Origin of the sequence: Lentzea sp. HUAS TT2, assembly GCF_051853195.1 — a bacterium.
In the GTDB taxonomy this organism is placed as follows: domain Bacteria; phylum Actinomycetota; class Actinomycetes; order Mycobacteriales; family Pseudonocardiaceae; genus Lentzea.
In genome coordinates this window covers 1,054,246-1,079,066 of the sequence record NZ_CP196667.1, presented here as the reverse complement: position 1 = coordinate 1,079,066, position 24,821 = coordinate 1,054,246, and the positions used below count along the sequence as shown (strand labels likewise).

The following is a 24,821-nucleotide window of genomic DNA, read 5'->3' as shown; positions in this document are numbered from 1 at the left end:
GTTCAGCGTCTCACCCGGCCCAGCGGTCGGTGAGGTCCAGCGCGGGCTCCTCGAACCAGGCCTGCGCCCGTTCGTGCTTCGAGGCACGCGTGGCACGCGGGAGTTGTTCCGCCACGACATCGCGCACCAGCAGGTGCCGGAAGCCGTACTCGATCTCGCCGGTCTCGCTGTTGCGGCCCTGACGGCGCAGGATGTCCCGCTGTTCCAGCAGTTCCAGCGCCTTGGCGACGTCCAGCACGTCCCGCCCGCCGGTCGCGGCCACAGCTCCTGGCGACACCAGGTCACCCGCGACGGCGGCGTCCTGCAGGACGGCCTTCACGTCGAACGGCAACGAGTCGAGCTGCGTCGTGAGCACTCCACGCACCGAGGGCGGCACCGGCAGCGATGAGCCGTTCTGCACGCACGGCATGCGCGGGTCGGACACCATCCGTGCGTACTCGGTGGCGAACAACGGATTGCCGCCGACACACGACACCAACGCCTGCCACAGTTCCGATGACAGCTCACTGGTCTGCAACAGCGAGTTCAGCAGACTGCGCGTTCCGTTGTGGGACAACGGCTCCAGGCTGATCGTGGTCGCGTTGCGCTTGCCGCCGAACCACGACGGCCGGCGTTGCAGCAGTTCCGGCCGCGCCGTCGCGATCACCAGCAACGGCACCGAACCGGCGTGCTCGCTCAGCTCCTCCACGAAGTCGAGCACCACGTCGTTCGCCCAGTGCACGTCCTCCAGCAGCACGACCAGCGGCGAGGACTCCGCGACCTCCTCCAGGAACCGCCGCCACGCCGGGAAGTCCGCTTGCACGCCGGGCCCCGGCTGGGCCAGGCAGGCGAGGCTCCCGTGCAACCGGTCCGCGAGCTCACCGACGCCGACCAGCGATGACAACGAGGCACGCAGGGTCTCGAAGGAGGAGAAGCCGCTCACGACGTCGGACAGCGGTCCATAACCGTGGTCGTCGCCGAAAGCCGTTGCGGTGCCACGCAACGCGGTCGAACAAGAAGTAGCGAGCTCGTTCACGAGCCGTGTCTTGCCCACGCCCGCCTCACCGAGCACGGTCACGAAGTGCGGACGCCGACGGACCGAGACCTCGTCGAGAAGTCCCTGCAACACCAGCAACTCGCGTTCGCGCTCCACGAACGGCACGGCCGCCTGCGAACGCCGGGTCGCCCCACGCGGTGACACGCACGAGACCGCCTGCCAGCCTCCGGTCGGAGCACCATCGGCCTCCCACGTAACGGAACTGGCCGCGTCACGGGTCGAAGTGCACGCACGAACCGCACCCAACGGCGCCAACGCCATCAGCTGACGGCACTGGTCGAGCAGCACGCCCGTCGCAGTGGGCACACCGGACGAGGGCAGACGCACGAGAGAGTCGCCGGTCGCCACCCCGATCTGCACGTCCGCGACAGCAGCCAGCCGATCGCGAACGGCGAGAGAAGCACGCACGGCGCGGTCGGCGTCGTCCTCAGCGGTCTTGGGCACACCGAACATAGCCAGGAACACGGAACCGACGTTGCCGCCGACGACGCCGCCCAGACGGGAGACCTCGGCGGAGACGACGGAAGCGACCTCCTGGTGTACCGCGTCGACGTCCTCGGGGTCGCCGTCGCCGGCCGCGAGACCGAGCTGGGCGGACACCATCACGACGCTGACGAGTTTGCGCTCCACGGTCGTCACGTCCAGCGCGTCCACGGTGACAGCCGGCGGCTCCACGACGGGCGCGGGGGTGATGACGACGGGAGAAGCCTGGCCGACGGCGAGCAGGTGCCTGCGTTGCACCGACGGCGGAAGGTCCAGCGCGGGGGCGTGGTCGAGGATCGCGCGCTCCAGTTCCTGGAGCTCGCGGCCCGGCTCGAGACCGAGTTCCTCCACCAACGCCGCCCTCGTACGGCGGTAGACGCTCAACGCGTCCACCTGCCGGCCACACCGGTACAGCGCGAGCATCAACTGGCCGCCCAGCCGTTCGCGATACGGCTCGACCTCGATCAGCGACTCCAGCTCGCCGATGATCTCGTAGTGCCTGCCGCAGGCGATCTCCGCTTCGAAGCAGTCCTCTTGCGTCGCCAGTCGGCAGTCCTTGATGGCCGTCAGCTCCGGCCAGTTGATCCCGGTCTCCGCAAGATCCGCGAGCACCGGTCCGCGCCACAGGCTCAGTGCCTTGCGGAGCACCTTCGCCGCGGCGGGCCAGTTCCCCGCGGACAGTTCACCTCGTCCCTGCTCGGTCAGCTGCTGGAAGCGCGACAGGTCGAGGGAGTTCTGGTCCACGCGCAGCAGGTAGCCCGGAGCGTGGGTCAGCAGCAGTGCCGACCCTTCGGGAGTGCTGCCGTGGGGAGTGAGAACGCCTCGCAACCCTGAGACGGCGTTCTGGAGCATCTTGCGCGCCGTGGGCGGGACGTCCCGTGACCACAGCGCCTGGAGCAGCTTGCTCGTCGCCACCACTCGGTTGGCGTGCAACAGGAGGAAACCCAGAGCCGCGCGCTGCTTGACGCCGCCCAGCGGCACGGGCAGGTCGTCGTCGAGGACTTCCAGTGAGCCCAGCAGGTGGAATCGCATGGTTCTGGCCTCCATTGGTGGCTATCCGGACGGAGGGGGAAAGATCAGCCCCAGGGGGTGTCGTCGTCCCACGGGGTGTCGTCGGTCGGAACTGCCGGAAGCGTGACGGAACGGCCCCACGGGGTGTCGTCGGATGTGATTGCGCCCCAAGGGGTGTCGCCGTCGGCGACGATCTGGCTCCACGGGGTGTCACCGTCGAGTCCCTTGCCCCACGGGGTGTCGTCGGCCTGTGCGGTGCCGGCGAAGAGCGTCATCGCCAGGGCCGCCGGGATGGCGGAGAGAACCAGAGCGGCAGCGGTCGTCTTGCGGATCATGTCGGCCTCCTCTTGCTTGTCGGACCTCGGCTCGAGTTGTGCTTCAGACACCTTCGAGCGGCGTCTGAGAAGGAAGTTAGGAGTGCCGCCCATCGCCGCTCTATCGCGCACCCACCGCGTATCAATCGGCCATGATGGCGAGGTTCACCGCGCCAATTGAGACGCATCAATAGCTGACGCGCCAGTCAGCACACAGCTGTTACTACGCAGGGTGGTCGCTTATCCGGAGAATTAGGTGCGGTGTACCGCAATGGTTGGGTGCGGTTAGCGATCCGAACGAACGGCTTGTGCCGCTCGGAGTAGTCCCGATGAGACGTTCAGGCTGCTTGGCGGCATGCCGTACGATCGTCGTGAAGTCCGCCGTCACAACGATGAATTCTCTGGTTCACGTGCTGGTTGATCTGCCCCGATGCGCCGGATCTGATCATCTCCAAATGAGATGCCTATTGAGATCGGACGCATTATGGTGGATCGTGTAGAGATGCACAAGAAGGATCTTGACAGTTTTACCGGTCGGGTCTAACTTCGGAGATCATCACCCATGCGAGCGACCGTCTGCAGTTGATGCAACCGGAGGTCAAACACGGGATGTGAAACTTCTTCAGATAGCTGCGGATCTTGAGGTGACGCCCCGGGAAGTACTTTTTCCCCGTCCTCGGTAAATGTGATTCAGTAACGGTGGAATCGGCCGGAGCGTGAGGTGCAGGGGCATTGCGGGAAATAGAGGCGCGAGGGGTCGTCAGTCATGAGCTCCGCCCCTGACGAGGAACTGATTTTCAAGCTGCTCGGCCCGATCGAGGTAATCGGAGCCGAGGAGCAGGTGCAGGTGCCGCCGGGACGTCAACAGACGATCCTGGGCGCATTGCTGCTCGAAGCCAATCGTGTCGTCAGCATGGATCAGCTGATCGACCTCGTCTGGGAGCACACCCCGCCGTCGACCGCACGGGCGCAGATCCAGATCTGCGTGTCCGCGCTCCGGCGGGAGTTCGCGAGAGTCGGCGTCGACGCCCAGATCGAGACGCGCCAGCCCGGCTACCTGCTGCGAGTCGCCGCAGACAAGATCGACACCTTCCTCTTCGAACGCCGCGTGGCCGACTCTGACGCCGCCGTCCGCCAGGGCCGGATGGAAGAGGCGTCCACCGTGCTGCGCGCGGCTTTGGCGTTGTGGCGCGGACCGGCACTCGGCGGCGCCGGGGCCACGTTGCAGAACAAAGCGCTGCGCCTCGACGAGAAACGCCTGTCGGTGCTGGAGAACTGCGTCGACATCGAGTTGTTGCTGGGGCGCCATCACGCACTCATCGGTGAATTGCAGAGCATGGTGACCGAACACCCGCTGCGTGAACGGCCGCGCGGTCAGTTGATGCTCGCGCTCTACCGATCCGGCCGTCAGTCCGAGGCGCTCGACGTTTACCGCGCCGGCCGCGACCTGTTCATCGAACACCTCGGGCTCGAACCGAGCGACCAGCTGCGCAAGCTGGAGACCGCGATCCTGACCGACGACGAGGTGCTGCGCCTCGACCAGGAGAAGCCGGTCCCGGTCACGGTGCAGAACGTCGTGTCACCGCACCAGCTTCCGGCGACCATCTCGGACTTCATCGGCCGCCAGGACGTCGTGGCGCGCGCTGAGAGCGTTCTCGCGGGCGACCACATGACCATGCCGGTGGTGAACATCTCGGGAAAGGCCGGCATCGGTAAGAGCGCTCTCGCGGTCCACGTGGCCCATCGTGTCGCCGCCGAGACCTACCCCGACGGCCAGCTGTACTGCGATCTGCGCGGCACGCAGGCACAACCGGCCACACCAGCTGAGATCCTCGGCCGGTTCCTGTCGGCGTTGGGCGCCGTGGGCTCGACCCTGCCCGACGGTGTCGACGAGCGTGCGGACATGTACCGCAGCATGCTCGCGAACCGCCGCGTGCTGGTCGTGCTGGACGACGCGGGCAGCGAGTCGCAGGTGCACCAGCTGCTTCCGGGCTCGCCGACGTGCGGTGTCGTCGTCACGAGCCGCACCCGGCTGACCGGTCTCGCCGGATCTCATTTGGTCGACGTCGACTTCATGGACTCCGATGACGCTCTGGAGTTGTTGGGGCGCATCATCGGCACGCGCCGGCTGGAGAGCGAACCGGTCGCCGCGGCCGCGTTGGTCGACGTCGTGGGAGGGCTCCCACTGGCGTTGCGCATCATCGGCGCCCGCCTCGCCGCCCGCACGCACTGGAGCCTCGCCTCGATGGTCGGCCGCCTCGCCGACGAACGCCACCGCCTCGACGAACTGGTGCACGGCGACATGGTCGTGCGCGCCAGCCTGTCGCTCACCTACGACGGCCTGGAGCCCGACACGTGCCGGGTGATGCGGCTGATGTCGTTGCTGGAGGCGGAAAGCCTGCCCGTCTGGACGGCGTCGGCGCTCACCGACGACGACCGCCACCGCGGCTTCGACCTGCTGGAGCGCCTCGTCGACGCCCAGCTGCTCGACGTCGTCGGCAGCGACATCACGGGCCTGCCGCGCTACCGCTTCCACGACCTGATCCGCTTGTTCGCCAAGGAACAGCTCGCCGGGCACGAGGCCCCCGCCGTCCAGCTGGAGTCGGTCGAACGCGTGGCCGGCGGCTGGCTCGCGATGGCCGAACAGGCGCACCAGCGTCTCTACGGCGGCGACTTCACGGTCCTGCACGGCAGCGGGCGGCGCTGGCAGCCCAGCGCCCCGTACCTCGACCAGGTGCTGCAGGACCCGTTGGGCTGGCTGGAGAGCGAGCGCCCGAACATCTGCGCCGCCGTGCTGCAGGCCGCCGACGCCGGTCTGGACGAGCTGTGCTGGGACCTCGCGATGACGCTCGTGACGTTGTTCGAGACCCGCAGCTACCTCGACGACTGGCAGCACACCCACGAACGGGCCCTGGAGGCCGTGCGCAACGCGGGCAACAAACGCGGCACCGCGGCCCTGCTGTGCTCGCTGGGGTCGTTGCACCACAGCCAGCGCCGCATGGACGCGTCCCGTGCCGCGCTCGAACCGGCGCTGGAGCTGTTCACGGAGCTGGACGACACCCACGGGCTCGCGCTGGTGCGCCGCAACCTCGGCCTGCTGGAGTACAACGAGGGACACCCGGAGATCGCGCTGCGGATCTTCGAGCAGTCGCTGGTGGGCTTCAAACGCGTCGGCGACGTCGTCGGCCAGGCCTACGTCGTGTCGCAGCTCGCGCAGCTGTCGCTCGACCGCGGCGAGCACGAGCTGGCCGTCGGTCAGCTGCGCGGAGCCCTCGGCATGTGCCGGGAGATCTCCAGTCCGCGCGTGGAGGCCCAGGTGCTCTACCGGCTCGGCAGCGCGATGCTGGTGCAGGGGCGGTACGAGCAGGCGCAGCAGCTCATCACGTCCGTGCTCGGCATGGTGCAGCGCTCCGGCGACACCGTGGGGGAGAGCTACGCGCTGCACTCGCTGGGCCTGATCCACGGCCGCATGCGCATGTTCGCCGAGGCGGGACGGCTGCTGCGGCGCGCGATCCGGCTGTGCGAGGAGAACCTCGACCGGGTCGGGGCAGCGCGGATCCGGCTCGACCTGGCGCAGCTGGTGTCGCAGCGCGGGGAGACGTTCCACGCGATCGCCATCGTGGAGCAGGCGATGATGACGTTCCAGGAGCTGCGGCTCTCGTTGTGGGAGAGCAAGGCGCTGGCGGTGCTGGAGAAGATCACGGCCGAGAACCCGCTGCCGGCCGCGGTGACGTCCAACGGCGGCGCTCGCTGAACCTGCCCGCCGCCGTCGCGGACAACGGCGGCGCGACAGGATCCGCTACGACGTGGGCGTCAGCGAGTCGATCATCTTCTGCAGTTCGGACTCCTTGGGCAGCGGCGGGGTGGCGCCGCCGCCCCCACCCTCCAGGTCGCCGTTGACGGCCAGCACGTGCAGCTTGTTGCTGCCGTTGAGCACCACGACCTTGACCATGCCCTTGCTCGCCAGGCACTTGTTGCCGGTCTGCGTGACGGTGGCGTCGACCTGCACGCCGTCGATGACGACCTTCGAGCCGTCCTTCTGGGTGTGCTGGATCTTCACCGGCTTGGGCTGCGTCACCGAGACCTTGGGGTCGCCGCCCGACGAGTAGTACTGCGCGGCCAGTGCCTTGGTGAAGTCGGTGGCCGCGGTGTTGATGTCGCTCTTCGGGAGCAGCGTGCCACCGTTGGTGCCCTTGGTGAACGGCTTGCCCTCGCAGGTGTAGTCGCCGTACGTGGTGATGCCGGACAGCGAGATGCCCGGGATCGCGTCCACCGGGATCTTGGCGTCGGCGATGACGTCCCAGGTCTTCGGGACCACGTAGTTGTAGCCGAGCGTCGTCTCGACGCACTGCTGACCTTCGCTCTTCGGGCAGGCCGAGTCGGTCGGCTGCGCGGAGGTGCTGTTCGGCGTGGACGGACCTGGCTCCGCCGTGGTGCCGTCCTTGCGCGAGAGCAGGAACCAGGTGAGGCCGCCGCCCACGAGCAGCACCAGGACCACGGTGCCGAGGACGAGCCAGAGCGTCTTCTTGCTCTTCTTCGGCGGCTCGTTGTCGAAACCGCCGTACACGCCTAGGCCGCCGTACCCGCTGTAGCCCTGCTGCGGGAACTGGCCCTGCTGCGGGAAACCACCGGTCTGCGGGTAGCCGCCGGTCTGGTAGCCACCGCTCTGGTAGTCACCCTGTTGCTGCTGGCCCCAGCCCTGCTGGTCGTTCCAGCCGCCCTGTCCGCCGCCACCTGGGTAAGTCACGGGCAAACGGTACCTGGTGGGTCTGACAGGGGCTTAATTCATCGGGCGTTGACTTCGGGAGCGCGCGAGGCGTAGCGTGCCGGCTTAAATTCAACGCACGATGAACTCAGGGGTCGATGATGCACACTGTGCTGGTCGCCGCCGTCGCAGGCGCGGTGGTGGCGTTTCTCCTGGGACTGCTGACCTTCGGCGTGCAGGCGACCGTGCACCCGCACGACGTCCCGCTCGCCGTGGTGGCGCCTCCGCCGATCGCGGACCGCGTCGCGAACGCCGGTTCCGCCGAGGTCGACATCAGGGCCGTGTCCGCGGACGAGGCCCGGAACCTCCTGCGGGACAGGGAGGTCTACGGCGTGCTGGAGATCGCGCCCGGCCAGGCGACGATCAGGCTGAACCCCGCCGTCAACCCGTCCGGCACGCAGGTCGCTCAGCAGGTGCTGACCGGCGTCGCGCAGGGTGCGGGGCTGCCGGTCAAGGTCGAGGCGCCGGCCGTCAGCGCCGCCGAACGCACGGCACCGCTCGCCGTGAGCGCGCTGCTGTGGGTCGGCGGGATGATCGCCGGACTGCTGTTCGTGGTGCTGAAGGGCACCACGAACAGGTGGTTGTCGGCCTTGACCGCAGCCGTGCTCGTCACCGGTTCGACCGCGGGGCTGCTCGCGTGGTGGGGCGTCACGTTCAGCGCGCAGGCGTTGACGTTCATGCTCGCCGTCGCGGCGTCGTTCGCGCTGCTGCAGGCCGGGCTCTTCAAACACCTCGGCATCCGTGCGATGGGGATCCTCGGCCTGCTCTACCTGATGGCGCCGGCGGTCGCGGGCCAGGTGCCGGAGCTGCTCAACCCCGTCTACCGGGCGGTGCTGTGGTCGTGGACGCCGTTCCGGTTCTCGGCGGAAGGCCTGCGCAGCCTCATGTACGACGGGTCCATCAGCACCGAGTGGTGGGTGTTCGGCGGGATCGCGCTTGTCGGACTCGTGCTGTTGCTAGCCGGCAAGAAAGCTCAGACGGACCGTGCGGACGGGGTTGTCGACGTTGGTGTCGACCAGGCAGATGGACTGCCACGTGCCGAGAGTCAGCACACCGCCTAGCACCGGGATCGTCGCGTAGGGCGGCACCAGCGCGGGCATCACGTGGTCACGGCCGTGGCCGGGGGTGCCGTGCCGGTGCCGCCACCTCACGTCGCGGGGCAGGATGCGCTCCAACGCGGTCAGCAGGTCGTCGTCGCTGCCCGCGCCCGTCTCGATGATGGCGACACCCGCGGTCGCGTGAGGCACCCACACGTGCAGCAGGCCGTCGCCGTCCTCGTTGGCGAGAAACCGCTCGCACTCTCGCGTGAGGTCGTGGACGACCTCGTCCGAACCGGTGCGGATCTGGATCTCCTCGCTGCGCATGACCTCAGATCTTACGAACGACCCGTGCGGGGTTGCCGACCGCGAGCACGTGAGCAGGCAGATCACGCGTCACGACACTGCCCGCGCCCACCACCGTGTTGTTGCCGATGGTGACGCCGGGGCACACGATCACACCGCCGCCGAACCACACCTTGTCGCCGATGACGATCGGCGCGGTCGTCTCCCAGCCCTCGATGCGCGCCTCGTGGTCCTCGATCGGGTGCAACGCCGTCAGCAGCTGCACGCTCGGCCCCATCATCACGTGATCGCCGATGGTCACCGGGCCGCAGTCGAGGATGATGCCGCCGTAGTTCATGAAGCTGTTCGCGCCGATGCGGGTGTTGTAGCCGTACTCGATCTGCAACCGCTGCATGAACGTCGAGTTCTCGCCGATCTCCGCCACGAACCCCTTGAGGATCGCGTACATCCCGTCGAGGTCCTCCGGGTCGTGCGCGTTGAACCTGGCCATCTCGCGCCAGCCGCGGCGCCGGTCCGCGTCGAGCTCGGGATCCGCCGGCAGGTAGGGCTCGCCGTTGATCATCTTCTCGCGGTTGGTTCCCATGAGGACTCAGTATCGTCACGGCATGCGCGTGCTTTTCGCCAGCATGGCCGCAGTCGGCCACACGTATCCGTTGGTCCCGTTGGCGTCGGCCCTGCGCAAAGCCGGGCACGAGGTGCACTTCGCGGTCGGCGAGGAGATGCACCCGGTGCTCGGCAAGCTCGGGTTGCGTCCGTTCCGGCCGGGGATCGTGTTCGGCGAGATCTACGCCGAGGACATCGCGCCGGAGCTGGAACGGCTGCTGCCCGACCTCGTGATCGGCGAGTGGGCCGTGCCCGAGGTCGTGTCCGAGGCCCGGCGCCGCGGGTTTCCCGCGCTGTGGCACGGGTTCGGGCGGATGTTCCCCGACGGCATCGGCCTCGTGCGGCCCACCGGCGGGCGGCACCTCGACATCTGCCCGCCGTCGTTGCAGGACGCCGCCTTCCTGCGGGAGGACCGGATCCCGTTGCGCGCCGTGCCTTTCTCGCCGCCCGGTGACGTGCCGGTGCGCACCGCCGGGAAGCTGATCTACCTCACGCTCGGCACCGCGTTCGGCACGCGCGAGCTGCTCGCCGAGGCGGTCGTCGGGCTCGGCAAGATCCCCGAGGCGCAGGTGGTCGTGGCCGCGCCGCACGTCGAGCTGGCCCACGTGCCGGCGAACGTGACGGTGTACCCGTGGCTGCCCCAGGCGGAGGTGCTGCGGTACGCGGACGTCGCCGTCCACCACGGCGGCAGCGGCACGATGCTGGGCGCGCTCGCCGCCGGGGTGCCGCAGGTCGTGCTGCCGCAGGGGGCGGACCAGTTCGGCAACGCGCAGGCGCTCGTCGCGGCCGGTGCGGCGCTGCGTCCCGCCGCGTTCAGTGCCGGGCCGATCGCGGACTGTGTGCGGCGGCTGTTCACGGACTCGTCCTACCGGGAAGCCGCTGGTCAGATAGCCCGGGAGATACGTCACACGCCGTCGCCCGAAGAAGTTGCGGACAGTCTGGCGGACGTTGTGTAACACTGTTTTTTATGAAGGCAAGCCGCCTGCGCCTCGGGATGAACCTGTGGCCGCCGTTCCTGTTCGCCGGCATCCGAGTCGAGGAGATCTCGCCGGACTACCGGTACGCGCGGGTGCGGATGCGCCTGCGCCCGTGGAACCGCAACTTCTTCGGCACCCACTTCGGCGGGTCGCTCTTCGCGATGACCGACCCGTTCTGGGTGTTGCTGCTGTTCAACCAGCTCAAGGGCCAGCACGTCGTGTGGGACCAGGCCGGTGGGATCGAGTTCGTCGCGCCGGGCCGCGGCACGGTGACCGCCGAGTTCCGGCTGACCGACGAGCACGTCGACCAGGTGCTGGAGCAGACCAGCGGCGGCGAGAAGGCCCTGATCTGGTTCGAGACGGACGTCGTCGGGCAGGATGGGGCCGTGATCGCACGGGTGAAGAAGCAGGTCTACGCGCGCCGCAAGCGCGACAAGCAGCTCGCGCATGCGTGAGGCCTTCGGGGCGGTCTTCGACGTCGGGCCCGGTTACCTGAACACGGCGTCCATCGGCGTGCCCCCGCGGCACGTCGCCGACGCCGTCGCGGCCTCGCACGACCGGTGGCGGCGCGGCCTGGACACGTCGTCCACGTTCAACGACGCAGTGGAGACCTCGCGCGAGGCGTTCGGGCGGCTGATCGGCGTTCCCGCTGCGTCGGTCGCCTGTGGCGCCACGGTCTCGCAGTTCACCTCGCTCGTCGCGCAGTCGCTGCCGGCCGGGTCGAAGGTCTTCGCCGACCCCGGCGACTTCACCAGCGTCACGCTGCCGTTCGTCGCCGCCGGACACCAGATCGTGTCCACAGTGGACGAGTGCGACCTCGTGGCCGTCAGCGTCGTGCAGTCGGCCGACGGGAGGATCGCGGACCTCGCCGCGTTGCGGGCCTCGGGCAAACCGGTGCTGCTCGACGTGTCGCAGGCCGCCGGGTGGCACCCGTTGTCGTTGGCGTGGGCCGATTTCGTTGTCGGTGTGGCCTACAAGTGGCTGATGGCACCGCGTGGCGCGGCCTGGATGGCGGTGCGGCCGGACCGGATGGAGTTCCTCAAGCCGTTGGCGGCCAACTGGTACAGCACCGGCGAGAACTACGGCACCAAGCTCGCGCTCCGTTCGGATGCACGGCGGTTCGACCTGTCGCCGACGTGGTTCTCGCACGTCGGTGCGGCGGTCGCGCTGCCGTGGGTGGCCTCTTTGGACCTCGGGGCCGTGCGCGCGCACTGCGTGAACCTGACGGATCGCCTCCTGGCCGGTCTGGGGCTGCCGCCCAACGGCTCGGCGATCGTCTCAGTCGGCAAGCCACCCGTTCAGGGGGTCGTCTCCTCGGTTCGCGCAGGTCGCACACGGTATGCGTGTCACTTGTACAACACGATCGAGGACGTTGACCGGGTGCTCGAAGCGCTCGTCTGACTGCCGTCCGTTACCGTGGGTCCTTGTGTCGGAACCACGCCAGTCACCTGAAGAGGTGACCCAGAACATGCCTCGCTTCCCGCCGAGGCCCACCGACACCGCGCCGTTGTACCCGGCCGACGAGCTCGTGAAGCTGCAGTCGATCATGGACAACCGCCAGGGCCAGCAGCCGCCTCCGCCTCCGCCCCAACGCAGGTCGACGTGGGTGGGCAAGGCGCTGGCACTGGTCGGCGTCGCGGTGGTGTCGGGGTTCGTGTGGTGGGTGTTGCAGCCGTCGAACCCGGTCGACCAGCAGGTCGCGCAACCGCAGAAGACCGCGGGGGAGTTCGAGTTCACCACCGTGCCGGAGCTGCCGGAACCGGTGAAGGACAGCGACTGCGCTGCCCACGCGACGAGCCAGACGCAGGCGTTCTTCAAGACGACGCCGTGTCTCCAGCTGACGCGTGCGTTCTACACGGCCAAGTTGCCGGACGGCCGCACCGTGTACTCGTCGGTCTCCGTCGTGAAGATGAAGACGGCGGACGAGGCGCGGCAGCTGCGCGAGCTGACCCAGAAGGACGGCACCGGCAACGTCAAGGACCTGGTGCTGGACAAGGCCATCAGCGTGCCGCCGCTGACCACGCTGGCCAACGGCGGGTACGCCTCCGAGCAACGCGACCAGCTGGTCGTGATCGTCGAGTCCGACTCGCCGACCAAGGGCTCCGACGCGCTCGCGCACAACAAGGAGATGAAGAAGGTCTCCGCGGACGCCATCAGGCTCGCGTCCGCCTTCGGCAGCTGATCGGGACTAACCCGAGGCGACACCCGGCATCGTGATCGATGCCGGGTTCGTCCCGGCGGCCTTGCGCCACCGCGTCGCCCGCACGGCGGCCGTGGTCAACGCCTCCAGCGCGGACGTGCGCAGCGCGGGGTCGTCGGTCCGTTCGAGCACACCGCGCCACGCGGCACAGGTGTCCTGCTCGACGGCCACCAGCGCGGCCACCGCGGAAGGCCCGTCGGACACCGGCGAGGGCGGCAGGTAGGCGGCCGCGGGCGGGTTCGGCGTGCTGCCGTGATCGCGCAGCCAGCGCTCGGTCGTGTCCCGGCGCGCGCGGTGCAGGTTCGCACCCTCCGCGACGGCCGCGGACTGGTCGCCCAGGAACGCCGACACCATGCCGTAGGTCCACAACGCCGCGTGCTCGGTGCCGAGCGCGGTCTGGACGGACTCGACGCTCATGCGAGCACCTCCCGCAGCGAGGCGCAGCCGGCGGCCACGGAGCCGACGAGACCGGCGCGGTAGGCGGGCAGCTTGGCGACGATCGCCGAGGCCTCGCGGACGGCGTCGTCGAGCGAGGTGCGCAGGGCGGCCAGCGGGTCCGGCGGGGTGGGCGGCGTCGTGGGCGCGGGCGGTGCCGTGGACGACAGCGGCGGGCGTTCGCGGTCGACCTCCGCCTGCAGCACCGTGGCGTGCGTCGCACGGGCCTTCGCGATCTCCGCCGCGGCGGGCACCGTCGTCAGCGTCTGGGCCAGCTTGGCGTCCGCGCGGGCCTGCGCCGCGAGCGCCGACAGCGGGTCAGGCGGTGGTGGCGGCGGTGGTTCGGCGGTGCACGCGACGGCGAGCGGTGCGGCGGCCACCGCGAACAGCACGCGACGGCGGCTGACCGATTCGGAGATCACGCCGACCCATATTGCCAGCAGGCGTGCGGCGCGGTGGGAGCCGGGCGAAGGAGATAGTCTGGTCGTCCACGGCCGCCGAAAATACCGTCGGCCGGGGTTTTCATGCGTTCGAACTGAAGGAGACACCACGTGTCCAGCCCGCCGCGCGGAGAGCTTTCCGCGCAGCTAGCACCCGTTGTGCGGGAAGCTCTCGAAGCCGCCGGCTTCGACCTCGACGCGCTCGACGTGAATCAGGCTGGGCGCCGCCGTCTGGTCAAAGTGGTCGTGGACGGCGAGGACGGGATCGGTCTCGACGAGGTCGCCGAGGCGAGCCGCGTGGTCTCCGCCGCACTCGACGAGCACGACCACATCATCAACGGGCCGTACACCCTCGAGGTCACCTCGCCGGGTGTCGACCGTCCCCTGACGCGCCCGCGCCACTGGAAGCGCGCTCACCTGCGTCTCGTGAAGATCAAGCAGCCCGACCAGGCCGAGTGGTTCGGCCGGGTCGGCGAGTGCGACGAGACCGGTGTCGAGCTGCTGCACAAGGACGAGCTGCGACGCGTGGAGTTCCGGCACATCGAACGCGCGGTCATGGAGATCGAGTTCAAGCAGCCGCCGGTCGAGGAACTGGCTCGGCTCACTCGGAGAGCACCGAAGGAGGAGCCGAGGTGAACGTCGACATCGCCGCCCTGAGGGCGATCGAACGTGAAAAGGACATCCCCTTCGAGACGGTCCTGGAGGCGATCGAGTCAGCACTGCTGACCGCCTACAAGCACACCGAAGGGCATGCCACGCATTCGAAGGTGGAGATCGACCGCAAGACCGGGGTCGTGCGCGTGATCGCGCAGGACATCGCGCCGGACGGCGCGGTCCGGGAGGAGTGGGACGACACTCCGGAGGGCTTCGGCCGCATCGCGGCCACGACGGCGCGTCAGGTCATCCTGCAGCGCCTGCGCGACGCCGAGCACGAGCGCACGTTCGGTGAGTTCGCCGCCAAGGAGGGCGAGATCATCGCGGGTGTCGTCCAGCGCGACGCCCGTGCGAACGCCCGCGGCATGGTCGTCGTGCAGGTCGGCGACACCGAGGGCGTGCTGCCGCCGGCCGAGCAGGTGCCGGGCGAGCAGTACAACCACGGTGAGCGCATCAAGTGCTACGTCGTGAGCGTCTCCCGCGGCGCGCGCGGCCCGCAGATCGCCCTGTCCCGGACGCACCCGAACCTCGTGCGGCGGCTGTTCGCCCTCGAGGTCCCGGAGATCGCGGACGGCACCGTGGAGATCCCCGCGGTGGCACGTGAGGCAGGTCACCGTTCGAAGATCGCGGTGAAATCAACGGTTGCCGGAGTGAACGCCAAGGGCGCCTGCATCGGCCCCATGGGAGCCCGTGTGCGCAACGTCATGCACGAGCTCGGTGGCGAGAAGATCGACATCATCGACCACTCCGACGACCCGGCCACTTTCGTCGGGAATGCATTGTCACCAGCGAAGGTTGTGTCGGTGAAGGTGCTCGACGAGCGGGCCAAGACGGCCCGTGTCGTGGTGCCGGACTTCCAGCTCTCGCTGGCGATCGGCAAGGAGGGCCAGAACGCCCGCCTGGCCGCCCGTCTGACGGGCTGGCGCATCGACATCCGCAGTGACGCGGAGGCTCCGGCCGCCGGTGCGGTCACATCTGGTTCGGCTGAGTGAGCTCCAGGGGATAGAATTATCAACGGTTCAACGTCGGGATCGGTTTCCCAGCACATCGGCCCTGTTCGTACGTGCATTGGATGCCGTACCCGAGCGTTGCCGTCTGAGCTGCTGCGTGTGGTCGCGGTGGACGGTTCGGTGGTTCCGGACGTCCGTCGGCGGCTTCCTGGTCGGGGTGCTTGGTTGCATTTCGATCTCGAATGTCTCCGCAACGCCGAGCGGCGACGGGCGTTCTCGCGGGCCTTCAAGGTCCAGGGAGCACTCGACGTCGCTTCGCTGCGCGAGCACGTGGAGCAGCAGCAAGGGAACTTGGCCTCGGGACAGCCCCGCGGCCAGCAAGCATCAAGGAAGCAGGTCGACCCGTCATGAGTCAGCCGTGAAGCTGAAGACATGAACGCGCGACGTTAAGACGAGGTCGATGGGACTTGCCCGCCGGCCTCACGACCTAGGAGAGCAGTGGCAGGCAAGGCCCGCGTGCACGAGCTCGCAAAAGAGCTTGGTGTTACGAGCAAGGAAGTTCTGAACAAGCTCGCCGAACAGGGCGAGTACGTGAAGTCCGCGTCCTCGACCGTCGAGGCCCCCGTGGCCCGGCGGCTTCGTGACGCCTACGAAGCCAAGTCCTCGAAGCCGTCGGCTCCCAAGCCGGCCGCTCCGAAGCCGAAGGCACCCGCACCCGCTGCTGCCGCAGCGCCCGCCGCACCGGCGGAGTCCAAGCCGGCAGCTTCCGACAACAGGCCCGCTGCGCCCAAGGGCATGCCCGGACCGCGTCCGGCCGCCCCGCGCCCGCCGGCACCGAAGCCCGCACCGGCAGCTCCTGCCGCGCAGGCCCCGGCTCCCGCGGAGCAGGCACCCGCCCCCGTGCAGCCCCAGGCTCCGGCCGCCGCACCGGCACCCGCCGCGTCGGCACCGGCAGCCCCCAAGGCTGCCCCGGCACCCGGTGGCTCCAAGCCCGGTGGCGGCCCGCGTCCCGGCCCGCGCCCGGCACCGCAGCAGCCAGAACAGCCCCAGCAGCCGCAGGCTCCCGCCGCGGCCGCCGGTGCACAGCAGTCCCCGTCCGTGGTGCCGCCGCGCACGCAGTCTCCCAAGCCTGCTGGCCCGCGCGCCCCTCGTCCGGGCAACAACCCCTTCGGTGTCGGTGGCGGCAACGCCCCCTCGCCGCGTCCGGGGCCCCGCCCCGGCCCGCGTCCGGAGCAGGGCGAGCGCCCTTCCGGCCCGAAGCCCGGCGACCCGCGTCCTGCGAACCCTCGTCCGAGTGGTGCGCCTGGTCAGGGTGGTCAGCGTCCGGCAGCCGCACAGGGTGGCGGTCGTCCCGGCCCCGGTCAGGGCGGTCCCCGTCCCAACCCGGGCAACATGCCCCCGCGGCCGAACCCCGGCATGATGCCGGGCAACCGTCCGGCCGGTAACCGGCCTGGTCCCGGCGGTGGCGGCGGTGGCCGTCCCGGTGGGGGCGGCGGTGGCGGCGGTCGTCCCGGTGGGGGCGGCGGCGGTGGCGGCGGCTTCCGCGGCGGCGGCGGCGGTGGCGGCGGTGCCGGTGGCGGCTTCCGTCCCGGTGGCGGCGGTGGCGGTGGCGGCGGCTTCCGTCCCGGTGGCGGCGGTGGCGGCGGTGGCGGCTTCCGTCCCGGCGGTGGCGGCGGCGCAGGCGGCGGTGCACCTGCCGGTGGTGGCGGCGGTTTCCGCGGTCGTCCCGGTGGTGGCGGCGGCGCAGGTCGCGGCGGTACCGCTGGTGCCTTCGGTCGTCCGGGTGGTCCGGCGCGTCGTGGACGCAAGTCCAAGCGGCAGAAGCGCCAGGAGTACATGGACAACATGCAGGCGCCTTCGGTCGGTGGCGTCCGCCTGCCCAAGGGCAGTGGCGAGACGATCCGCCTCCCGCGCGGTGCCTCGCTGACCGACTTCGCCGACAAGATCAACGCCAACCCGGCGTCGCTCGTGCAGGTGCTCTTCCACCTGGGCGAGATGGTCACGGCGACCCAGTCGGTGTCCGACGAGATCCTGGAGCTGCTCGGCTCCGAGATGAACTACGTCGTGCAGGTCGTGTCCCCCGAGGAGGAGGACCGCGAGCTGCTCGAGACGTTCGACATCACCTACGGCGAGGACGCCGGCGGTGAGGACGACCTGCAGATCCGTCCGCCGGTCGTGACCGTCATGGGTCACGTCGACCACGGTAAGACCCGACTCCTCGACACCATCCGCAAGGCGAAGGTGCACGAGGGCGAGGCCGGTGGCATCACCCAGCACATCGGCGCTTACCAGGTGCAGACGGAGCTCGAGGGCAACGAGCGCCTCATCACCTTCATCGACACCCCGGGTCACGAGGCGTTCACCGCCATGCGTGCTCGTGGTGCGAACGCGACCGACATCGCGGTCATCGTCGTCGCCGCTGACGACGGCGTGATGCCGCAGACGGTCGAGGCCATCAACCACGCGCAGGCCGCTCAGGCGCCGATCGTGGTCGCGGTCAACAAGATCGACAAGGAGGGTGCGAACCCCTCCAAGATCCGCCAGCAGCTGACGGAGTACGGCCTCGTCGCCGAGGAATATGGCGGCGAGACCATGTTCGTCGACATCTCGGCCAAGCAGGGCATCAACATCGACAGCCTCCTCGAGGCCATCCTGTTGACCGCCGACGCCTCGCTGGACCTCCGGGCCAACCCGGACATGGAGGCCCAGGGTGTCGCGATCGAGGCTCACCTCGACCGCGGCCGCGGCCCGGTCGCCACGGTGCTCGTCCAGCGCGGTTCGCTCCGCGTTGGCGACTCGATCGTCGCGGGTGACGCGTACGGTCGCGTCCGCCGCATGGTCGACGAGCACGGCGATGACGTCACCGTCGCGACCCCGTCGCGTCCGGTGCAGGTCATCGGTCTGACCTCGGTGCCGCGCGCCGGTGACTCGTTCCTCGTCGTCGACGAGGACCGGGTGGCCCGCCAGATCGCCGAGCGTCGTCAGGCCCGCACCCGCAACGCCGCCAACGCGGCGAAGCGCAAGCGCGTCAGCCTGGAAGACCTGGACGCAGCGCTCAAGGAAACCAGCGCTCTCACCTTGATCATCAAGGGTGACAACTCGGGTACCGTCGAGGCCCTCGAGGACGCGCTCATGAAGATCGAGGTCGGCGACGACGTCGAGCTGCGCGTGATCCACCGCGGTGTCGGTGGCATCACCGAAGGCGACATCAACCTCGCCGTGGCCGGTAACGCCATCGTCCTGGGCTTCAACGTCCGGGCAGAGGGCAAGGCGACCGAGCTCGCGAACCGCGAGGGCGTCGACGTGCGCTACTACACGGTCATCTACCAGGCGATCGACGAGATCGAGGCGGCCCTCAAGGGTCTCCTCAAGCCGGAGTACGAAGAGGTCCAGCTCGGCCGCGCCGAGATCCGCGACGTCTTCAAGTCCTCCAAGGTCGGCACGATCGCGGGTTGCATGGTCCTGTCGGGCGAGATCCGTCGCAACGCCAGGGCTCGCCTGCTCCGTGACGGCAAGGTGATCGCGGAGAACCTCCCGATCAGCTCGCTCAAGCGGTTCAAGGACGACGCCACCGAGGTCCGCGAAGGTTTCGAGTGTGGTCTCACGCTCGGCAACTACAGCGACCTCAAGCTGGAAGACATCATCGAGACCTTCGAGATGCGCGAGAAGCCGCGCGCCTAGTCGGTAGATGAGGGGTGCGGAGCCGTTTAACCGGTGGCTCCGCACCCTTTTCTTCTGGAGGATCTTGCCCATGTACGTGGGGGCTCTGGAACTGGACGTGCTCTTGGGCGACGTCCACTCGTTGAAGGAGAAGCGCTCGCTGGTGCGGCCCCTGGTGGCCGAGCTGCGCAAGCGCTTCGAGGTCGCTGTCTCCGAAGCGGGTCATCTCGACCTGCATCGGCGCAGCTTGATCGGGGTCGCGGCCGTCGCCGCAGACCTGGAGCACGTCAGGGACGTTCTCGCCGGCTGTGAAAGGCTGGTCGCCGGACGTCCCGAACTGGAACTGCTCTCCACCCGGACAAGGTTCGTCGGGCCGGAGGACGACTAGGAAGGGGAGGCTCGTGGCCGACACGGCACGTGCCCGCAAGCTCGCCAAGCGGATCTCGCAGATCGTCGCTTCGGCTCTTGAGCACGAGGTCAAGGACCCGCGCCTGGCGCGGGTCACGATCACCGACACCAAGGTGACCGGCGACCTGCACGACGCGACTGTGTACTACACCGTTCTCGGTGAGCGGCTGGACGTCGAGCCCGACTTCGTGGGTGCCGCGCTGGCGCTGGAGAGTGCCAAGGGTGTGCTTCGATCCATGGTCGGAGCGCAGACCGGGGTGCGTTTCACGCCCACGCTGACGTTCATGACCGACACCGTGCCGGACGAGGCGCGGAAGATGGAAGAGCTGCTCGCCAAGGCTCAGGCCTCGGACGCCGAGGTGGCTCGGCGCGCGGTGGGAGCTGCTCCCGCCGGCGACGCCGACCCGTACAAGGCGCCGCGTGAGGACGAAGACGAGGACTGAGTCCTCGTCGGACTGTTGTGACCAGGGGCGGACACGGTGAACCGTGTCCGCCCTTCGGTCTGCGCGGATGGTCCACTTGGCACACTCGCGCTGAAATTGGATGGAAACTGTCTTGTCTGAGGGTGCCGTACAGCACTTCGAGACGGTGAGCGGCTAACGTCTCCCTGTGGCAGACGACCTGAGCACCACCATCGCCGAGGCCGCGCGGTTACTGGCCGGCGCCCGTGATGTGACCCTCCTCAGTCACATCAACCCCGACGCTGACACGCTCGGGAGTGCTCTGGCGGTGGGGCTCGCGCTGCACCGGCGCGGAGTGGCGGTGCGCGTGGCCTTCGGCGAACCGGAGACCGTGCCCGAGTCGCTCAAGGCGCTGGACACCGCCGGGCTGCTCGTTCATCGCGACGAGGTGCCGCAGGAGCCCGAGCTGCTGGTCGTCATGGACACGGGCAGCCTGGAGCGGCTCGGACCGTTGGGTGACCGCGTGGCGAACTGCCGCGGGCCCGTCATCGTCGTCGACCACCACGTGTCGAACACGCGCTACGGGACGTTGCACTGCATCGACGAGCACGCGGAAGCCACGGCGCTCATCGCGTTGAAGCTGCTCGACGAGATGGACGTCGAGGTCGACGAGCCGATCGCGCGCTGCATCTACGCGGGGCTCGTGACCGACACCGGAGGCTTCCGCAAGGCCGGGCCCGAGGCGCACCACACCGCCGCGCGGCTGCTGGAGACCGGAGTGGACGCGTACGCCGTCACGCGGCCGCTGATGGACGCGCATCCGTTCGCGTACCTCGGCATGTTGTCGCGTGTGCTGGCCAAGGCGGAGCTCGACCAGGAGGCCGCGCACGGCCTGGGGCTCGCGCATGCCGTCGTGAGCATCGAGGACGTTCGCGGTGTCCGCAGCGAGGAGGTGGAGAGCGTGATCGACGTCGTGCGCTCCACCGCCGAGGCCGAGGTCGCTGCCGTGCTGAAGGAGCTCAAGCCCGGGTTCTGGTCCGTGTCGCTGCGGGCCGTGAGCCGGGTCGACGTTCGGGAGGTGGCACAGGTGCTCGGGGGCGGCGGGCATCGGCTGGCGGCCGGGTTCACCTTCGCCGGCACCGCCGAGCAGGTCGTCGCCGCGCTGAAGGGCGCGTTGGAGCAGGTGGGGTCATGACACGGACAGGAAGCCCGCGGCTGCTGCGGGAGATCAACGACCGGGCCGCGATCGAGACGTTGCTGCGCAGCGGGGCGATGACGCGGGCGGAGCTGGAAGAGGTCATCGGTCTGTCCAAGCCCGCGACCGCCCAGCTGCTGGCGCGGCTCGAAGAGGACGGCATGGTCGTCCGCACCGGGCTGCGCGGTGGCGGGCGCGGGCCTCGGGCGCAGATGTGGGCCGTGAACGGCGGCGTCGGGTACGTGGCGGCGGTCGCGCTGACGGCCGACCTGATCGACGTGGCCATCGCGGACATCACCGGCTCGTTGCTGGCCGAGCACAGCGCGCCGATGCCGAAGGAGAACTCGCTCCGGGTCTTCCGCGAGACCGTGCAGAAGGCGGCGGCGCTGGCCGGGCTGAAGCTCGACGCGTTGTCGCACGTCGTCGTAGGTACGCCAGGTGCGGTGGACCCGTCCACCGGGCACCTCGGGTTCGCGCCGCACCTGCCGGGGCTGGTGGACGTCGACCTGCCGTCGACGTTGCGCGAGCTGCTCGGCACCTCGGTGTCGATCGAGAACGACATCAACCTCGCCGCGCTGGAGGAGATGAGCTCCGGCAAGGCGGCGGGGGTGCGCAACTTCGTGCTGTTCTGGCCCGCGGACGAGATCGGGTCGGCGGTCGTGGTCAACGGCGTGCTGCTGCGCGGCGTCACGGGCGGAGCGGGCGAGATCGACTCGATGCAGGTGCCCGGCGGCCGCTACGGCGACCAGGTCGACAACGAGGCGATCATCGCGCTGGCGGCCGAGCACGGGATCTCCGAGTCGTCCGGCCTGGAAGCGGTGGCGCACGCGCTCAACGCGGGCACCGACGGACGGGCGTTCCTCACGGTGCTGGCACACCGCATAGCGCTCGGGCTCGCGAACGTCGTGTGCGTGCTCGACCCCGAGCTCGTGCTGCTGTCCGGTGGGGTGGCGCACGCGGGCGGCGAGACGTTGTGCGATCTGGTGGCTGCCGAGCTGTTGAAGCTCGTCGTGCCGCGGACGCCGGTGTACCTGGCGCAGATCACCGCGAACCCGGTGCGCTCCGGTGCGCTGCACTCGGCGCTCGCGGTGGCGCGCGAGCAGGTGTTCGGGCTGCCCCAACGGTCGTGAGTGGCCGCCATCACCGCACGTTGGCGGCTGGGGGCGCATAGGTTCATCGGGTGGAGGATCGGGTTCCCGCTCGGCGGGTGATCGGGCTGGCGGTACCCGCACTCGGGGTGCTGGCGGCCGAGCCGTTGTACGTGCTCGTCGACACCGCCGTGGTCGGGCACCTCGGGGCGTTGCCGCTCGCCGGGCTCGCGCTCGGCGGTGTGCTGCTCACGCAGGTGTCGACACAGCTGACGTTCCTGTCGTACGGCACGACGGCGCGCACGGCCCGGTTGCACGGGGCTGGGCGTCGTCAGGAGGCCGTCGAGGAGGGCGTTCAGGCGACGTGGCTGGCGTTGGCGGCCGGTGTGCTCGTGGTGCTGCTGGGGCAGTTGTTCGCGCGGCCGTTGGCGGAGCTGCTCGCCGGGCCTGGTGCCGTGGCGGACGCGGCGGTGGAGTGGGTGCGCATCGCGTTGTTCGGTGCGCCGTTCATCCTCGTCACGATGGCCGGCAACGGGTGGATGCGCGGCGTTCAGGACACCAAGCGGCCGTTGAAGTACATCCTGATCGGCAACGGCATCAGCGCGGTGTTGTGTCCTGCGCTCGTGTACGGCGCGGACTGGGGGCTTGAGGGCTCCGCCGTGGCGAACGTGGTGGCACAGGTGCTCTCGGCCGGGTTGTTCTTCCGTGCGCTGTTCGCGGAGCACGTGTCGTTGAAGCCTCAGTGGACTGCCATGCGTGCGCAGCTCGGCATGGGGCGCGATCTGGTGTTGCGGAGCTTGGCGTTCCAGGCGTGCTTCATCAGCGCGGCCTCTGTGGCCGCACGGACGTCCGTCGGGGCGTTGGGCGCGCACCAGGTCGTGTTGCAGCTGTGGACGTTCCTCGCACTAGTGCTCGACTCGTTGGCCATCGCCGCGCAGTCGCTCGTGGGTGCGGCGCTGGGGGCGTCGAAGCGCAGGACCGCGGAGAAGCTCGCGTGGCAGATCACGCGGTACGGGCTGGTGTTCGGCATCGGGCTCGGGGTCGTGTTCGCGGCGCTGTTCACCGTGCTGCCGCGGGCGTTCACGACGGACGCCGGCGTGCTGTCCGAGATCCCGAACGCGTGGTGGTTCTTCGTTGCGCTGCAACCGATCGCGGGCGTGGTGTTCGCGTTGGACGGTGTGCTGCTGGGCGCCGGTGACGTGAAGTTCATGCGCACGGCCACGCTCGGGTCGGCGGTGATCGGGTTCCTGCCGCTCGTGTGGGCCTCGTACGCGTTCGGGTGGGGACTCGTCGGCATCTGGACGGGGTTGTCGGCGTTCATGGTGCTGCGACTCCTGGCCGTCGTGTGGCGCACGCGGTCGGGGGCGTGGGCGGTCGAGGGCGCGGTCCGGTAGGTGTGAGCAGTCCCACGGCACGAAGCCCCGAACGGGCGCTGTGTGCGACCTCACGGCATGAAACCGTTACCAAGAAGGTTGTTTAGGCGATGTAACTAATATCCGCCGCCTCTGACCTGGGAGAGTGCCGTCTTGCCACCGGTCGATCGCGCCACCCGAACCTCGTGGCTGATCTGGACCACCGCCGTCTTCGTCTACTTCGCCGCCCTGTTCCACCGCACCACGCTCGGCGTGGCCGGACTGGAGGCGAGCGAACGCTTCGGGCTCGGACCCGCTCAGCTCGGTGTGTTCACCGTGCTGCAGATCGGTGTCTACGCCCTCATGCAGATTCCCACCGGCCTGCTCGTGGACCGCTACGGGCCGCGCCGCGTGCTCACCGTCGCCGCCCTGCTCATGGGCACGGGCCAGCTGCTCTTCGCCATCGCCGACTCCTACGCGCTGGGGCTCACCGCACGAGCCGTGCTGGGCATGGGCGACGCGATGACGTTCATCAGCGTGATCCGCCTGGTCGCCACCCACTTCCCGCCGCGCCAGTACTCGCTCGTCGTCGCGGTCACCGCCGCGATCGGCGGTGTCGGCAACCTCGTCGCCACGGTGCCGTTGACGCTCATGCTCGGCTCGATCGGGTGGACGTGGGCGTTCCTCATCGCGGGCGGGATCACCGCGCTGTACTCGGTCGTGGCGTTCCTGCGGGTGCGCGACGTGCCCACCGGGTTCGTGGCGCCGAAGCCGGAACCCGTGCCGCTGCGCAGGATCTGGCCGAAGGTGCGGCAGGCGTGGAGCGTGCCCGGCACCCGGCTCGGCTTCTGGGCGCACTTCAGCACCATGTCGACGCCCGCCGTCATCGGCCTGCTGTGGGGGTACCCGTACCTGGTGCAGGCGCAGGGCATGTCTCCCAAGGCAGCGTCCTCCACGCTCGGACTGCTCGTCATCGGCGCGATCGTCGCGAGCCCGATCATCGGCGGGTTGTTCTCGCGCAACCCCGAGTGGCGCATGCCGATCTCGGTCGGGTTCCTGGCCTTCGCGTTCACCGGGTGGGGAGTGCTGCTGCTGTGGCCGGGCGGGCACGTGCCGACGCCGGTCATCGCGGTCGTGTTCCTCGTCCTGACCGTGGGCGGGCCGATCTCGGGCGTGGCGTTCGCTCTGGCCCGTGACTACAACCCGTCGCATCGCCAGTCCACGGCCAGTGGCCTGGTCAACGTCGGCGGCTTCCTCGCCGTGACCGTGACCGCGCTGGGCGTAGGTGTGCTGCTCGACCTCTTCGAGGGCGTCATGGCGCCTGCCTCCGCGTTCCGCATCGCCCTGAGCTTCTGCGTGCTGGTGCTCGTGGTGGGCGGCTGGCGGATGCTCGTGTGGTGGCGTCGCGCACGTGCCGCCGTGTTCGAGGCGGAGGAGCGCGGCGAGACGGTGCCGGTGCAGATCAGGCGCCGTCGCTGGGACGCTCTGCACGTCGCTTAAGCTTCT

At 69.4% G+C, this 24,821-nt stretch carries 23 protein-coding genes; 16 read left to right on the top strand and 7 right to left on the bottom strand.

Annotated features, from left to right (window positions below; all coding sequences use genetic code 11):
- Positions 1-10: 10 nt before the first annotated feature.
- The gene (locus ACSHWB_RS05420) at positions 11-2,551 is read right to left on the bottom strand and encodes a BTAD domain-containing putative transcriptional regulator (RefSeq protein ID WP_439660987.1); all 2,541 of its coding nucleotides are present in this window, start codon (positions 2,549-2,551) and stop codon (positions 11-13) included.
- Positions 2,552-2,595: 44 nt separating this feature from the next.
- Complete coding sequence (locus tag ACSHWB_RS05415; RefSeq protein ID WP_439660986.1) at positions 2,596-2,865, bottom strand: hypothetical protein; 270 nt, start codon at positions 2,863-2,865, stop codon at positions 2,596-2,598.
- A 745-nt stretch (positions 2,866-3,610) separates the two neighbouring features.
- Here ACSHWB_RS05415 and ACSHWB_RS05410 point away from each other — a divergent pair.
- Entirely contained in the window at positions 3,611-6,598 is a 2,988-nt protein-coding gene (locus ACSHWB_RS05410; RefSeq protein ID WP_439660985.1) for a BTAD domain-containing putative transcriptional regulator, read from the top strand.
- Positions 6,599-6,643: 45 nt separating this feature from the next.
- On the opposite strand, the gene ACSHWB_RS05405 is transcribed toward ACSHWB_RS05410, so the two are convergent.
- Positions 6,644-7,591, bottom strand: a complete 948-nt coding sequence (locus ACSHWB_RS05405; protein WP_439660984.1) for a hypothetical protein — start codon at positions 7,589-7,591, stop codon at positions 6,644-6,646.
- Positions 7,592-7,707: 116 nt separating this feature from the next.
- Here ACSHWB_RS05405 and ACSHWB_RS05400 point away from each other — a divergent pair, with 116 nt between their 5' ends.
- Positions 7,708-8,670 carry an ABC transporter permease gene (locus ACSHWB_RS05400; RefSeq protein ID WP_439660983.1) on the top strand — a complete coding sequence of 321 codons (963 nt, stop codon included), beginning with the start codon at positions 7,708-7,710 and terminating at the stop codon, positions 8,668-8,670.
- Here the strand turns inward: ACSHWB_RS05400 and ACSHWB_RS05395 are convergent.
- Entirely contained in the window at positions 8,566-8,973 is a 408-nt protein-coding gene (locus tag ACSHWB_RS05395; protein WP_439660982.1) for a YjbQ family protein, read from the bottom strand. The two genes, ACSHWB_RS05400 and ACSHWB_RS05395, sit on opposite strands and share 105 nt — an antisense overlap.
- A 4-nt stretch (positions 8,974-8,977) precedes the next feature.
- The gene (locus ACSHWB_RS05390; protein WP_439660981.1) at positions 8,978-9,535 is read right to left on the bottom strand and encodes a sugar O-acetyltransferase; all 558 of its coding nucleotides are present in this window, start codon (positions 9,533-9,535) and stop codon (positions 8,978-8,980) included.
- A gap of 22 nt (positions 9,536-9,557) precedes the next feature.
- Here ACSHWB_RS05390 and ACSHWB_RS05385 point away from each other — a divergent pair, with 22 nt between their 5' ends.
- The 4 genes from ACSHWB_RS05385 to ACSHWB_RS05370 all read left to right on the top strand — a co-directional run bounded on the left by ACSHWB_RS05385 (position 9,558) and on the right by ACSHWB_RS05370 (position 12,714).
- Entirely contained in the window at positions 9,558-10,511 is a 954-nt protein-coding gene (locus ACSHWB_RS05385) for a glycosyltransferase (RefSeq protein WP_439660980.1), read from the top strand.
- An 11-nt stretch (positions 10,512-10,522) separates the two neighbouring features.
- Positions 10,523-10,987 carry a DUF4442 domain-containing protein gene (locus tag ACSHWB_RS05380; RefSeq protein WP_439660979.1) on the top strand — a complete coding sequence of 155 codons (465 nt, stop codon included), beginning with the start codon at positions 10,523-10,525 and terminating at the stop codon, positions 10,985-10,987.
- Positions 10,980-11,933: an aminotransferase class V-fold PLP-dependent enzyme gene (locus ACSHWB_RS05375; protein WP_439660978.1), complete on the top strand. Its 954-nt coding sequence runs from the start codon at positions 10,980-10,982 to the stop codon at positions 11,931-11,933. The genes ACSHWB_RS05380 and ACSHWB_RS05375 overlap by 8 nt, the downstream gene beginning before the upstream one ends.
- 67 nt (positions 11,934-12,000) lie before the next feature.
- Positions 12,001-12,714, top strand: a complete 714-nt coding sequence (locus ACSHWB_RS05370; protein ID WP_439660977.1) for a hypothetical protein — start codon at positions 12,001-12,003, stop codon at positions 12,712-12,714.
- Between the two features lie 6 nt (positions 12,715-12,720).
- On the opposite strand, the gene ACSHWB_RS05365 is transcribed toward ACSHWB_RS05370, so the two are convergent.
- Positions 12,721-13,149, bottom strand: coding sequence for a ferritin-like domain-containing protein (locus ACSHWB_RS05365; RefSeq protein WP_439660976.1), 429 nt, complete (start codon positions 13,147-13,149; stop codon positions 12,721-12,723).
- The gene (locus ACSHWB_RS05360; protein ID WP_439660975.1) at positions 13,146-13,589 is read right to left on the bottom strand and encodes a hypothetical protein; all 444 of its coding nucleotides are present in this window, start codon (positions 13,587-13,589) and stop codon (positions 13,146-13,148) included. Before ACSHWB_RS05360 ends, ACSHWB_RS05365 begins: the two co-directional genes overlap by 4 nt.
- Positions 13,590-13,718: 129 nt before the next feature.
- Between ACSHWB_RS05360 and rimP the strand changes: the two genes are divergently transcribed.
- The 10 genes from rimP (at position 13,719) to ACSHWB_RS05310 (ending at position 24,815) form a co-directional block, all read left to right on the top strand.
- Positions 13,719-14,243, top strand: coding sequence for a ribosome maturation factor RimP (gene rimP, locus ACSHWB_RS05355; protein ID WP_439660974.1), 525 nt, complete (start codon positions 13,719-13,721; stop codon positions 14,241-14,243).
- Entirely contained in the window at positions 14,240-15,253 is a 1,014-nt protein-coding gene (gene nusA, locus ACSHWB_RS05350) for a transcription termination factor NusA (RefSeq protein ID WP_439660973.1), read from the top strand. The genes rimP and nusA overlap by 4 nt, the downstream gene beginning before the upstream one ends.
- A 117-nt stretch (positions 15,254-15,370) precedes the next feature.
- Positions 15,371-15,622, top strand: coding sequence for a YlxR family protein (locus ACSHWB_RS05345; RefSeq protein ID WP_406601821.1), 252 nt, complete (start codon positions 15,371-15,373; stop codon positions 15,620-15,622).
- Positions 15,623-15,709: 87 nt separating this feature from the next.
- A complete protein-coding gene (gene infB, locus ACSHWB_RS05340; protein WP_439660972.1) occupies positions 15,710-18,892 on the top strand; it encodes a translation initiation factor IF-2 in 3,183 nt (1,060 codons plus the stop codon).
- 70 nt (positions 18,893-18,962) lie between these two features.
- Positions 18,963-19,259 (top strand): DUF503 domain-containing protein, encoded by a 297-nt coding sequence (locus tag ACSHWB_RS05335; RefSeq protein WP_439660971.1) that lies wholly within the window; start codon positions 18,963-18,965, stop codon positions 19,257-19,259.
- 13 nt (positions 19,260-19,272) lie between these two features.
- A complete protein-coding gene (rbfA, locus tag ACSHWB_RS05330) occupies positions 19,273-19,722 on the top strand; it encodes a 30S ribosome-binding factor RbfA (protein WP_439660970.1) in 450 nt (149 codons plus the stop codon).
- A gap of 166 nt (positions 19,723-19,888) precedes the next feature.
- Complete coding sequence (locus ACSHWB_RS05325; protein WP_439660969.1) at positions 19,889-20,875, top strand: DHH family phosphoesterase; 987 nt, start codon at positions 19,889-19,891, stop codon at positions 20,873-20,875.
- Complete coding sequence (locus ACSHWB_RS05320; protein ID WP_439660968.1) at positions 20,872-22,005, top strand: ROK family protein; 1,134 nt, start codon at positions 20,872-20,874, stop codon at positions 22,003-22,005. The genes ACSHWB_RS05325 and ACSHWB_RS05320 overlap by 4 nt, the downstream gene beginning before the upstream one ends.
- 50 nt (positions 22,006-22,055) lie before the next feature.
- Entirely contained in the window at positions 22,056-23,357 is a 1,302-nt protein-coding gene (locus tag ACSHWB_RS05315; protein WP_439660967.1) for an MATE family efflux transporter, read from the top strand.
- Positions 23,358-23,489: 132 nt separating this feature from the next.
- A complete protein-coding gene (locus ACSHWB_RS05310; protein WP_439660966.1) occupies positions 23,490-24,815 on the top strand; it encodes an MFS transporter in 1,326 nt (441 codons plus the stop codon).
- Positions 24,816-24,821 lie beyond the last annotated feature (6 nt).

Excerpts from the sequence above, each read along its gene's own strand:
- ACSHWB_RS05385 (WP_439660980.1), top strand. The coding sequence starts at position 9,558 with ATGCGCGTGCTTTTCGCCAGCATGGCCGCAGTCGGCCACACGTATCCG.
- ACSHWB_RS05415 (WP_439660986.1), bottom strand. The coding sequence starts at position 2,865 with ATGATCCGCAAGACGACCGCTGCCGCTCTGGTTCTCTCCGCCATCCCG.
- ACSHWB_RS05320 (WP_439660968.1), top strand. The coding sequence starts at position 20,872 with ATGACACGGACAGGAAGCCCGCGGCTGCTGCGGGAGATCAACGACCGG.
- ACSHWB_RS05375 (WP_439660978.1), top strand. The coding sequence starts at position 10,980 with ATGCGTGAGGCCTTCGGGGCGGTCTTCGACGTCGGGCCCGGTTACCTG.
- ACSHWB_RS05365 (WP_439660976.1), bottom strand. The coding sequence starts at position 13,149 with ATGAGCGTCGAGTCCGTCCAGACCGCGCTCGGCACCGAGCACGCGGCG.
- ACSHWB_RS05395 (WP_439660982.1), bottom strand. The coding sequence starts at position 8,973 with ATGCGCAGCGAGGAGATCCAGATCCGCACCGGTTCGGACGAGGTCGTC.
- ACSHWB_RS05400 (WP_439660983.1), top strand. The coding sequence starts at position 7,708 with ATGATGCACACTGTGCTGGTCGCCGCCGTCGCAGGCGCGGTGGTGGCG.
- ACSHWB_RS05410 (WP_439660985.1), top strand. The coding sequence starts at position 3,611 with ATGAGCTCCGCCCCTGACGAGGAACTGATTTTCAAGCTGCTCGGCCCG.
- ACSHWB_RS05370 (WP_439660977.1), top strand. The coding sequence starts at position 12,001 with ATGCCTCGCTTCCCGCCGAGGCCCACCGACACCGCGCCGTTGTACCCG.
- ACSHWB_RS05380 (WP_439660979.1), top strand. The coding sequence starts at position 10,523 with ATGAAGGCAAGCCGCCTGCGCCTCGGGATGAACCTGTGGCCGCCGTTC.
- ACSHWB_RS05335 (WP_439660971.1), top strand. The coding sequence starts at position 18,963 with ATGTACGTGGGGGCTCTGGAACTGGACGTGCTCTTGGGCGACGTCCAC.
- ACSHWB_RS05390 (WP_439660981.1), bottom strand. The coding sequence starts at position 9,535 with ATGGGAACCAACCGCGAGAAGATGATCAACGGCGAGCCCTACCTGCCG.
- ACSHWB_RS05420 (WP_439660987.1), bottom strand. The coding sequence starts at position 2,551 with ATGCGATTCCACCTGCTGGGCTCACTGGAAGTCCTCGACGACGACCTG.